This window comes from Flavobacterium sp. N2550 (assembly GCF_025947265.1).
Taxonomy (GTDB): Bacteria; Bacteroidota; Bacteroidia; order Flavobacteriales; family Flavobacteriaceae; genus Flavobacterium; species Flavobacterium endophyticum.
On sequence record NZ_CP110007.1, the window covers coordinates 316,949 to 327,565 of the forward strand.

Annotated in this window: 13 protein-coding genes; 1 reads left to right on the forward strand and 12 read right to left on the reverse strand. The window is 37.7% G+C overall.

Going from position 1 to position 10,617, the window contains the following annotated elements; genetic code table 11:
• Positions 1-134: 134 nt before the first annotated feature.
• Positions 135-1,532, forward strand: coding sequence for a DUF4403 family protein (locus OLM56_RS01400; protein ID WP_121375282.1), 1,398 nt, complete (start codon positions 135-137; stop codon positions 1,530-1,532).
• Positions 1,533-1,545: 13 nt separating this feature from the next.
• Here the strand turns inward: OLM56_RS01400 and OLM56_RS01405 are convergent, their stop codons facing one another.
• The 12 genes from OLM56_RS01405 to gcvH form a co-directional block, all read right to left on the reverse strand.
• Positions 1,546-1,779: a hypothetical protein gene (locus OLM56_RS01405; RefSeq protein ID WP_264528072.1), complete on the reverse strand. Its 234-nt coding sequence runs from the start codon at positions 1,777-1,779 to the stop codon at positions 1,546-1,548.
• A complete protein-coding gene (locus OLM56_RS01410) occupies positions 1,769-2,317 on the reverse strand; it encodes a DUF420 domain-containing protein (RefSeq protein ID WP_121375283.1) in 549 nt (182 codons plus the stop codon). Before OLM56_RS01410 ends, OLM56_RS01405 begins: the two co-directional genes overlap by 11 nt.
• Before the next feature lie 2 nt (positions 2,318-2,319).
• Positions 2,320-3,057, reverse strand: a complete 738-nt coding sequence (locus OLM56_RS01415) for an SCO family protein (protein WP_264528073.1) — start codon at positions 3,055-3,057, stop codon at positions 2,320-2,322.
• Positions 3,058-3,065: 8 nt separating this feature from the next.
• Positions 3,066-3,740, reverse strand: a complete 675-nt coding sequence (locus tag OLM56_RS01420) for a hypothetical protein (protein ID WP_182492828.1) — start codon at positions 3,738-3,740, stop codon at positions 3,066-3,068.
• A 78-nt stretch (positions 3,741-3,818) separates the two neighbouring features.
• The gene (locus tag OLM56_RS01425; RefSeq protein ID WP_121375286.1) at positions 3,819-4,169 is read right to left on the reverse strand and encodes a cytochrome C oxidase subunit IV family protein; all 351 of its coding nucleotides are present in this window, start codon (positions 4,167-4,169) and stop codon (positions 3,819-3,821) included.
• An 18-nt stretch (positions 4,170-4,187) separates the two neighbouring features.
• Positions 4,188-5,222 carry a cytochrome c oxidase subunit 3 gene (locus tag OLM56_RS01430; protein ID WP_182492829.1) on the reverse strand — a complete coding sequence of 345 codons (1,035 nt, stop codon included), beginning with the start codon at positions 5,220-5,222 and terminating at the stop codon, positions 4,188-4,190.
• 42 nt (positions 5,223-5,264) lie between these two features.
• On the reverse strand, positions 5,265-5,861 hold the full coding sequence (locus tag OLM56_RS01435; protein WP_264528074.1) for a heme-copper oxidase subunit III: 597 nt from the start codon (positions 5,859-5,861) through the stop codon (positions 5,265-5,267).
• Positions 5,861-6,790 (reverse strand): heme o synthase, encoded by a 930-nt coding sequence (cyoE, locus tag OLM56_RS01440; protein ID WP_264528075.1) that lies wholly within the window; start codon positions 6,788-6,790, stop codon positions 5,861-5,863. The genes OLM56_RS01435 and cyoE overlap by 1 nt, the downstream gene beginning before the upstream one ends.
• Before the next feature lie 145 nt (positions 6,791-6,935).
• Complete coding sequence (locus OLM56_RS01445; RefSeq protein ID WP_264528076.1) at positions 6,936-9,044, reverse strand: gliding motility protein RemB; 2,109 nt, start codon at positions 9,042-9,044, stop codon at positions 6,936-6,938.
• Between the two features lie 19 nt (positions 9,045-9,063).
• Complete coding sequence (gene deoC / locus OLM56_RS01450; protein WP_264528077.1) at positions 9,064-9,807, reverse strand: deoxyribose-phosphate aldolase; 744 nt, start codon at positions 9,805-9,807, stop codon at positions 9,064-9,066.
• Between the two features lie 44 nt (positions 9,808-9,851).
• Positions 9,852-10,232 carry a VanZ family protein gene (locus tag OLM56_RS01455; RefSeq protein WP_170148747.1) on the reverse strand — a complete coding sequence of 127 codons (381 nt, stop codon included), beginning with the start codon at positions 10,230-10,232 and terminating at the stop codon, positions 9,852-9,854.
• Positions 10,222-10,602, reverse strand: coding sequence for a glycine cleavage system protein GcvH (gene gcvH / locus OLM56_RS01460; RefSeq protein ID WP_121375292.1), 381 nt, complete (start codon positions 10,600-10,602; stop codon positions 10,222-10,224). Before gcvH ends, OLM56_RS01455 begins: the two co-directional genes overlap by 11 nt.
• Between the last annotated feature and the right edge of the window lie 15 nt (positions 10,603-10,617).

Genomic DNA, 10,617 nt, shown 5'->3' on the forward strand with positions numbered 1-10,617 from the left:
CAATACAAATTTAGTTTTTTTACTTACTTAATAAAACTAATTAGACTTTTAAATCGGGAATCTGTTACAGATTTTTTTTAGAAAGATATTAAAAAATAAATTTACATTTACTTCAAAATTAAAACATTAAAGATATGGGTAAATTCCTAGGCCTATCAATCTCATTACTAACACTCTTTCTCATCAGCGGCTGTTCTACTTCAAAGCAAATCGAAGCCTTAAAACCTGAACCAGATGATGCTTCGCCTTTGGTATATGAAAATTCGACATCATTCATCAACCTCCCCGTAAAAATAAAACTCAAGGACATCGAAAATCAGACTAACAGGCTCTTGAACGACGTGATTTATGAGGACAAAAACATAGAGGATGATGATATACAGATGAAAGTTTGGAAACTTTCTGCCATAAAAATTTCTGAAGAAAAAGGAAAAATCAAAACGGTACTTCCTTTAAAAATCAACATCCATTACAGATACGGAATCAACAAACTTGGGATAGAACTTTATGACACCCGAGAAATAAACATGAATGGTGTTGTCACTCTGCTAAGCGATGTAGGACTGACCAATTGGAAGATGAACACCAACACGACCATAAAATCACTGGAATGGAATGAAAGCCCGACTATAGTCATTGGCGGGAAAAATGTTGCGATTACGTATCTGATTAATCCAGCCATTCGTATTTTTAAGTCGAAAATCGAGAACAATCTGGACGAAGCCATCAAAAAATCAATGGACTTCAAGCCTAATGTGCTGGATGCCCTAGAAAAAATATGTACGCCATTTCAGATGAGCGAGACATATGATTCATGGCTTCGAATTGTGCCAATCGAACTTTATACGACTGATGCCAAGCTTCAAAAAGAAATCATTTCTTTTGAGATGGGCTTGAAATGCATCATGGAAACAGTGGTTGGACAGCAACCAAAAAACAAGCTCGACAGAGACAAGATGGTCTTAAAGCCAGTAACCAAAATGCCGGATCATATTTCTGCCAATATTGCAGCTGTTTCTACGTATCAGGACGCTTCGAAATTAATGACTAAAAACTTTCAGGGACAAGAATTTGGTTCTGGAAAGAAAAAAGTGACTGTTCAAAAAGTAGACATCTGGCAAAAAAACAACAAGATGATTATCGCGCTGGACCTTTTGGGCTCTATCAACGGAACTATCTATCTTTCCGGATTTCCACAGTATAATGATGCTACGAAAGAAATTTATTTCGACCAGCTTGATTATGTGCTGGACACTAAAAATAAGTTGATAAAGACCGCAAACTGGCTGGCTTCCGGAATCATATTGAGAAAGATGCAGGAAAGCTGTCGTTATTCGATCAAGCCTAATTTAGAAGAAGGCAAGAAAAACATGATGGGCTATTTAAAAAACTACTCTCCAATGCCGGGCGTTTTTGTAAATGGCACCATTGATGATATCGAATTCAAAAGGATACAGCTTACTAACAGGGCCATTATTGCTTTTATCAGCGTTAACGGAAAAGTAGATGTCAGTATCGATGGATTAAAATAAAAAAAAGCCTGAATTATTCTTCAGGCTTTTTTTTTGTTTTCATTTTATAGATTGCATATCCCAAGATTCCGACTAATATATAGGGAATAACCATGAGATAGACGATTCCGTCATTGACCGCTTCTGCTTTTATACCGCCTTCTTCTGTTTCTAAAACCGCACGGCACATGGCACATTGGGCGTTTGAGTCCAATGAAAAGAACAGCAAAGCCAGAAACAGGAATATAGATATTTTTTTAGTGTGCATAATATGGCGAAATCATCAAGTAAACAATAACTCCGGTAACTGCTACATAAAGCCACATAGGATAGGTTATCCTTGCCAGCTTTCTGTGTTTGTCAAATCGTTCTGCCAACGCTCTTACATACGTTATGAGAACAAAAGGAATGATAATGATTGACAAAAGAATGTGCGTCAACAGTATGAAAAAATACACATATCTTAGAGCTCCTTCTCCTCCATACGGAGTACTATCGGCCGTCATGTGATACGCCACATACATTGCTAGAAAAGCTACAGAGCATCCGATAGCCGTTTTCATTAAATTTTCGTGCAATTGTCTTTTGCCGTTCTTGATTGCCCACACAGCCGTAACTAGAAGCACCGCAGTGATTCCATTTATCGTTGCATAGATCGGCGGCAGAAATGATAAAGGTTCTACATCATACCCAAAATCTTTCAGCTTTACGCCAAAAAGAATAGCTACTACGACAGGAATGGCTACAGACAATACAATAATCCATTTTCTATATTTCAGCTCAACAGCATTCAAATTATTCTCCATACTTATTCTTCTAATAAAATTGCTATATCTTCCTTGATGGCATGAATGCCTGGCTTGTATTTTCCTTGCAAATCATCTTGGAAGCCTTCTTTGTCTTTATAATTTAAGCCGGTATAAAAAATAATTGGATTTCCTGATTTATCTTTCCGGCTTCGGATATTGCCTTTTTTATCGACTAAAGCAAAATAGCCTGAATGTTCAAATCCAGCATCGCCTTCTTTCTTGCTTTCGCCAGCATAAATATTAAATCCTTTATTTGCGATGTTGTAAATATATTCTTGGTCGCCAGTAAGGAAATGCCAATTTGGAGAACTTACTCCTAATTGCTCTGCGTGTTTCTTCAAAACTTCAGGCGTGTCATTTTCTGGATTGATGGTAAAAGAAGCGATTCCGAAATCAGCATTCTTTCCAAATTCGTCTTCAATCAACAGCATATTCTGATTCATCACTGGACAGATGGATGGACAGGTCGAGAAGAAAAATTCTACTACATAAACTTTACCTTCAAAATCTTTATTTGAAATTGTTTTTCCGTTCTGATCCGTCAAGCTAAATTTTGGCGCCGCACCAATCTTGACGATGTTTTTAGCTTCGTCCGATTTTTTTTCTTTTACAGGAACATTCAATCTGTCTTGTACCGAAATGTCATCGTTTTTTATCCTATCGATGATTTTTGGAATCGCATAAATTCCGAAAACCAAAATAATAAACGAAATGCCGATGTATGATTTATTTTTCATCTTGTTAGTTATATCTTCCTTTTCATTTCTGTTTTTGGATTGTTCTTTTTCAAGGCAGCGCGATATTCGTAAAGAATAATCTTGACATCGTCGCTCATCTCGTTGTGCAAGTCGGCAGCAGAAATAGTATTATAGCCTTCTTTGTATTCGTTTTTGCCTTCAAGGTTTTTTCCTTTTCTTCCTCTCAAGTTTCTTTCCTTGTCAACGATATAGACATTGGCAGTTCCTGAATTTGCATCAAGCTGCCCGACCAAATTTAATTTCGAATAATAGTCTTTTATTTCGTCTGGAGCCCCAAAAACAAAAATCCATTTAGAAATATCTTTGTCTTCTGCAATCGGCTTTAGCTTATCCATTAATTCCTGAACCTGGCCTTCGCTTCCTTTTGGAGCAACCATTACAAATTGGAAGTCCTTAAAGTTTTTATTTTTATTGTAAATCTTCTGGTTTAGGTTAAAAAAGTTTCCTTCGTTATAGATGACCTTGCTTCCTGTAAAGCCTAAAATCGTAATCTTATCGTTAAGGGTTACGGTTTTCCCATCAGCCGTTTTCCATTGCGAAATGTCAGGAATTTTTTCAGTTATAGTCGGAAGTTTTGCAAAACTATTGATACCGGAAGCAAAAAAAAGATAAGCAACAATTGGAAGTATAAACAGCGTGAAAAGGACTATATTTTTTTTCATTGGAATGAAGAGGTTATTGCAGTGCAAAAATAAAAAAAGACGGTGTAATACCGTCTTTTTTTGTGATTTAATATGCTGTTAAAAATTCCATTTTATCTGAGAACTCTTGAACACATCAAAAATATAATTACCTTCAACTAGTAAGATGAACACTAAATAGATAATTAAGAAAACTAAAGGTGCCACAATACTCCACCTAAGATTACTTTTCTCGCCTTCAAGGTGCATAAATGCCCAAACGATATAATATGCTTTATATATTGTCAACGTGATGAAAAGCCAGTTCAGCAAATTCATTTGAAGAAACAATGTGTCGTGCAAAATAGCTGGTTTGAATATACCAAATGCGACCTCTACGATGGTTACAACAGACAATATTGCAAAAACCAACCAAATTCTTTTCGTATTAGAAACGTGCTCGTGTGCCATAATAATAATTCTAAAAAATTAAACTAAGTAGAAGAATGTAAATACAAATACCCAAACTAAATCGACAAAGTGCCAGTAAAGTCCCACTTTCTCAACCATTTCGTAGCTTCTTCTTTTTTCATACGTTCCAAGAACGACATTTAAGAAAATCAAAACGTTAATCAAGACTCCTGTGAAAACGTGGAATCCGTGGAAACCTGTAATAAAGAAAAAGAAGTTGGCAAATAATTTTTGGCCGTATTCGTTTCTGATCAAGTTAGCGCCTTCAACAACATAGTGAGCATCTGCAAGTCTTTTTAGAGATTCTTCTCTAGTCAAGATTGTCTTGTGCTTGTGAGTTGATTTATTTAATTCTGGATGTAATCTTGTATCTTTTAAATTGGCTTGCGTTGGGTGATAGATAATTTCAGTTCTAACCAAAAGATCTGGACGTGCCTTGAATCCTTCTACTACTTCATTAACAGAATATCTAGGCAATGAGCTTTCGCTTGAAAACCAAACACCTTTATTTCTTGTCAATTGCTCTCTATCTTCGTGAAGCGTTGCTGCAAAATCTTCTAATTTTACTCTTTCGCCTTTTGCATTTACGAATTGAAGGATGCTTCCTCCTTTAGTTTCGATAGCACCATATTCACCTTTAATGAAGTTTTTCCACTCCCAAGCTTGCGAGCCCAAGAAAATTCCACCACCAATAATGGTAAGAAACATATAGATTGCCACTTTCTGTTTTTTCATTTGGTGTCCGGCATCAACAGCCAAAACCATCGTTACAGAAGAGAAAATCAAGATGAATGTCATCAAGGCCACATAGTACATCGGAGCGTTCACGCCGTGCATAAATGGAAAGTGGTTGAAAACCTCGTCCGCCAAAGGCCAAGTTTCAATGAATTTATATCTTGAAAAACCATACGCAGCAAGAAATCCAGAGAATGTTAAGGCATCAGAAACGATGAAAAACCACATCATCATTTTGCCATAATTAATTCCCATCGGCTCATTGCCGCCTCCCCAAGTTTTACCTTCACTATTTGCAGTAGTAACAGTCGCTCCCATAAAAGTTATTAGTTAAAAAGTTCCCAAATTTACGTTTTTTTCTTATTTAAAGAAATATAAAAATAAAAACAAATACAGCCACAAGAAGTCAAGAAAGTGCCAAAACATCGCACCTAGCTCTATTCCAAGGGTTTGACCTGAATTGTATTTTTGTTTAAAATGATTATAAATTATGATTAAAAGTGATATCAAGCCCCCGAAAAGGTGGGCAAAGTGAACCAACACCACAACATAGATAAAAGAAGTAGTCACGGTACTTGTTGGACCTGTAGGATTTAGGCCCATTGCGATCATTTGATTAAAGCCTTCAAATTGCAAGAAGACGAAAAGCAATCCCAATGCAAAAGTCACCAGCAACAGCGAAGTTGTCAAGCTTCTATTGTCTTTTTGGATGGCTTTCTTTGCAAAATGAAACGTCAGACTGCTCAAAATGATTACGATCGTACTAGCAATAAATGCGCTTGGCAAATCAAAATCTTTAAGCCAATCGGGTCTTGAAGCACTAACGACATACGCACTAGTCAAACCAGCAAACATCATCGTCATGCTAATCATAGCAAACCACAAAATCAGTTTATACGATCTTGCTTTTCTTTCTTTATGCTCCGTAGCAGTCATTCCTTTAATTGCCATTTCCATTATCGTAAAAATTTATCTGCTATATAAACAATCTGTAGCAGGGTGATATATGAAACGCTCACAAGCATTAATGTTCGCGCCGCTTTTGTTTCTCTAGACTTGTATAATTTTACTGCGTAAACCAACATCCATATTCCTAATAGAAGTACGATAATCGCAGCAACCGGACTCAATTGCAGCTTGCTTCCTACCAATCCGATGAGCGGAAAGAAGGCCGGAAAAAGAGAGGCAACAATAAGCCAGATCGTATACAATATAATTTGAGTCGCAGTAGTCTTGTCTTTCTTTCCTGTCGGAAGCATAAAGAAGCCTGCTTTTTTATAATCGTCGAATAAAAACCAGCCTATGGCCCAAAAATGTGGGAATTGCCAGAAAAATTGAATCAAGAAAAGCGTTCCCGCTTCAATTCCGAAATCATCTGTCGCAGCAACCCAGCCTAACATAAACGGAATGGCTCCTGGAAAAGCACCTACAAAAACAGACAAAGGTGTCTTTGTTTTTAAAGGCGTATAGACACTGGTATATAGAAAAATTGAAATAGCCCCGAACATTGCTGTCTTAGGGTTGATATTGTAAAGAATCACCAAACCAAGAATAGTCAAGGCACAGGCAATGATAAAAGCTGTATTCACCGACATTCTTCCTGAAGGAACAGGACGGTTTTTAGTCCTATCCATCAAAGCATCTAAGTCTTTTTCGATGATTTGATTGAATGCATTAGAAGCACCAACCATGCAGTAGCCTCCTATCGAAAGCATGATCAAAAGCGACCATTGAAATGGATGGTTTTCGTCAAAACCAAGCAGATATCCGGCAATAGAAGAAAAAACTACGCTAACTGCCAATCTTGCCTTCGTGATTTCTCTGAAATCTATATAGAGGGATTTTAAGGAAAAGTTATTTGCTGTAGTGCTCAATGCTGCTTTCATTTGGATTTTGAAATCTTGCGCAAAGATACTGGTTCAGAAAGAAAATCACAAAAAACTAATCACAAAAAACAAAGGTTTTATAAAAACAGATTTTTTAATGAAAAACTATTTTTCTTTAAGACGCTTTAGAAACTCTAAAAATCAATTAATAATCAAAATACCAGTTAAAGATATCGGCTCTCAAACCAACAGAAAACCAAGTCGTATTTTCTTTAAAAGTAGTTTCCGTGTCCATCTTCGGGTTAAAATTTCGGTACACCAAACCAGCAAAAAGCTTCAGGTTTGTTGACGGATTGATGAGATAACCAGCCTGCAAATCTGCAATAAGAATCGTTGTCTCGTTTCCTTGGCCCGTCTTGACTCCGGTATCAAAAGGCCTTCCGATTTCATAGTCCTTATAAATATTCCCTCCGTAATTGAAATTATTGTCTTCGGTGTCGAAATCCAAGCCTCTTTTACCGTATGTTAATTTTGCATCGGCAAACCATCTTCCTTTGAAATACCGGGCAACAGCTATAAATTCTTTAAAATTGCCTCCCCATTGATGCCCCATGCTTTGGTTGCTATGCGCATAATTCGTCAAAGGATCGCTATGGGCATACACATACGGACGCACGTGATTGTATTCCAACTGTAGCAATAGGTTATCAATATTAAAAGCATCGAAATATTTCGCACCTAATTGGTAGCCAAACTTATTTTTCCAGCTTTTTTCTCCTGCTTTCATGTCTGAAACTGAAAATTCATCCAGCAAGAACTGTCCGTAGAACTGAATTTGATTACTGAATTTGTATTTTGATGTCAGCCCCAAAAGTGCATTACCGCTTTTTGACGACGATGAAAATTCAACCGCTCTGTAAAAAATTATCGGATTTATAAAACTAGCATCAAAACCACGGTCATTTTGGTTCGACCATACTACGGATTCAAAGAAACCAAGATTCCATCTTTTTGTTATGTTCCAGCTCAGGTAGTGGTTTGCCATGAATTTTGTGGCATAGGTATTGTCTTCCGTAGCTTCTTGGCGCACGTCCTTCAGCCACATATACGTATTTGTGTATTTTATCTTCCAAAAACGGGTATTGATTTTAAAGAAAGGATACGGACTAGTTCCATCGCCTTGCAATAGCGAACGGTATCCGTCGCCTAAAAAATTCCTGCCATAACCCAGCTGCAGATTAATGAATTCGCTCGGAGTATATGTAATGTTGGCTTCCGCCATTGGAAAATCATACGCATCTTCCTTGAATCGCTTGGCTATTCCAATCCCAGGAATAACGGCCGGATTTCCTCCAGAAGGCTTTATAGATTCGACATAACGATTATAGTAATCGGCAAAACGGCCTTGACTTTCGTAGATTGTTGTCGTAAAGCTTAACTCTTTCCCTATCTCTCCCTGAACTTGAATACCGCGGGTGTTCTGATAAGTATAGTTTGCTTGGCTCGGATCGCTTTTTCCCAATCTCAAATCCAAGATAGGATTCATCGTAAACCAATAGCCTTCACCTTGAATCGCTACGAGGTTTTCATTCCACAATTTTCTTCCCCACCAGCCTTGCTTGTTTTTTTGGATGGCTTGATTGGCCTGATTCAGATCATAATATTTTGAAACATCAGCATAGGTATATGGTTTAGACGCCGTATGGTTATTCGCTCCTACTTGATTCAAGGCCCTGTCGAATTGGGCATACAAGCTATGTGAAAAAGGAATATTCAGATGGCTTTCCAACTGCGGATTGTTGAATTTCTTATAGATAATGCTATCAAATTCCGTAAGCTCCTTGCTTCTGTCTTTGATAATAGAATTTGTTTTTTCTTTTTCAGCAGCAAACACGACCGCTTCTTGCTTTTCTAATGGAATGGCAATTTTGATCGTATATTTTGCATACGTAGGATTTCCGTTATACGTAGCCGGCTTTATCTTCGGCAGCTGGCCAAAAACCCTTTTGCTTTCGTCTGCCAAAGAAGCATGGACTGCATCTACGTACTGTACTTTAAAAACTCCAGCCGTATCTACTTCAAAAAGCACGATGACCTTACCGACATACTTTTTATCCGTAACCTCTTGTGGGATCTTGAAATTGTTAAACACAAAATCTTGCAGCTCGTTGTAAAAGCAAGCTTCTAGATCTTTAGACTGCTGGCCTTCACACTTTGGAAAAACAGGAAACTGCTCTCTTTCTCCAATTCTGTTTTGGGCCAATAGGGAATGGCCGCATAAAAGCAAGATGGCAATCTTTAGGATGTTTTTCATGTATCGTCTTGCTTGTCGTTTAATAATCGTCATCTGCAGCTTCTCCGTTTGCAATCGCTTTCGCAGAAGAAGTTCCAATTCTTTTCACGCCCAATCGAATCATTTCTTTGGCTTCTTCATGGGTCCTTACGCCTCCTGCTGCTTTTACTGGAAGCGGCGACGCATTTTCCAGCATCATGATGATTCCAGAAACTGTAGCTCCGTTTGGAAGGTTGTTTTCTGTCTTATAAAATCCTGTTGATGACTTGACAAAAACAGAAGCATAATTGTCTTCTGAGAAATTGGATATTACTACATTTTTCACCAAGCAGGAAAGATGCATAATCTGCTGGCTGTTCAAGGCCGCAATTTCGATAATCCATTTTACGACTTTATGATTGGAAAGCCCCAATTGGGTTCCTTTTAGTACTTCTTCTTTTACGAGATCGATTTCTCCTTTTTTAAAGGCTTCATAATTGCATACGAAATCCAGTTCGTCGGCACCATCCTCCACTGCTTTTTGGGCTTCTTCCAACTTATGCTCTAAAGAATAATTCCCTTCTGGAAAACCAATAACCGTTCCGACCAAAACTTTTGATCCGGCATCAACAATCATTTTTTTTGCCAGCTTGACTTGATCAGGGCGAATCATGATCAGCTTAAAGCCTTCATCAATTGCTTCTTGCACAAAGCCTTTGACAATCACTTCGTTTTCTGCTTCGCTGATTCCTGCCTGTTCAGGCGTCTTAAGGTAAGTTGAATCTAAATATTGCTTGATATCCATATGATAAAAATAAAAAAATCCCACCGAAGCGGGACATTTTCAGATTAATTTTTAAATCTTTTATTGTAAAGCGCCATTATTGCTAGTCCTAGTAACGCGCCGATCGTATTCGCAATAGCATCTTTCAAATCTGCCTGCCTGTTTTCTGTAAAAAGAGACTGGCATACTTCGATCAATATCCCGAAAGAAACAGAAAGAAAAAACACGGAAAGAAAAAGCGTCCTTGTATTTTGTATGCTTGATTTCAGGTACTGGAACCATAAGATTGAAAAAACGGCATAAAAGCAGAGATGTACAATCTTGTCGGCTTGGTCGACGTTAACTACTGGAACTTCTGTCATGCTCACCAAGCAGGCTACTGTAATGGAAATAGTCCAAAAAAGTGCCAAGATGAGAAACAGCGTTCTTTTTTTATTAGGCTCCAATTAGGCTTTTATATGCTTCGCTATCCAACAAACCTTCTACTTCAGAAGCGTCAGAGATTTTCACTTTTACCATCCAACCGTCACCATAAGGATCTGTGTTTACTTTTTCAGGAGAAGTTTCAAGCGTTTCGTTAAATTCAACGATTTCGCCAGAAAGCGGCAAGAATAAATCCGATACGGTCTTTACGGCTTCTACTGTACCAAAAACCTCATCTTTATCTAATGTTTGGTCAAGAGTCTCAACCTCTACATAAACGATATCTCCTAATTCTTTTTGTGCAAAATCTGTAATTCCTACAGTTGCGATATCGCCTTCAATACTTACCCACTCGTGGTCTTTTGTGTACTTTAAATTTGCTGGTATATTCATTGTTTGTTGTTTTGG

Bases quoted from the DNA above. Each gene is read 5' to 3' on its own strand.
- OLM56_RS01435 (WP_264528074.1), bottom strand. From the start codon at position 5,861: ATGGAAATGGCAATTAAAGGAATGACTGCTACGGAGCATAAAGAAAGA.
- OLM56_RS01410 (WP_121375283.1), bottom strand. From the start codon at position 2,317: ATGGAGAATAATTTGAATGCTGTTGAGCTGAAATATAGAAAATGGATT.
- OLM56_RS01425 (WP_121375286.1), bottom strand. From the start codon at position 4,169: ATGGCACACGAGCACGTTTCTAATACGAAAAGAATTTGGTTGGTTTTT.
- OLM56_RS01400 (WP_121375282.1), top strand. From the start codon at position 135: ATGGGTAAATTCCTAGGCCTATCAATCTCATTACTAACACTCTTTCTC.
- OLM56_RS01430 (WP_182492829.1), bottom strand. From the start codon at position 5,222: ATGGGAGCGACTGTTACTACTGCAAATAGTGAAGGTAAAACTTGGGGA.
- OLM56_RS01415 (WP_264528073.1), bottom strand. From the start codon at position 3,057: ATGAAAAATAAATCATACATCGGCATTTCGTTTATTATTTTGGTTTTC.
- OLM56_RS01420 (WP_182492828.1), bottom strand. From the start codon at position 3,740: ATGAAAAAAAATATAGTCCTTTTCACGCTGTTTATACTTCCAATTGTT.
- deoC (WP_264528077.1), bottom strand. From the start codon at position 9,807: ATGGATATCAAGCAATATTTAGATTCAACTTACCTTAAGACGCCTGAA.
- cyoE (WP_264528075.1), bottom strand. From the start codon at position 6,790: ATGAAAGCAGCATTGAGCACTACAGCAAATAACTTTTCCTTAAAATCC.
- OLM56_RS01445 (WP_264528076.1), bottom strand. From the start codon at position 9,044: ATGAAAAACATCCTAAAGATTGCCATCTTGCTTTTATGCGGCCATTCC.
- gcvH (WP_121375292.1), bottom strand. From the start codon at position 10,602: ATGAATATACCAGCAAATTTAAAGTACACAAAAGACCACGAGTGGGTA.
- OLM56_RS01405 (WP_264528072.1), bottom strand. From the start codon at position 1,779: ATGCACACTAAAAAAATATCTATATTCCTGTTTCTGGCTTTGCTGTTC.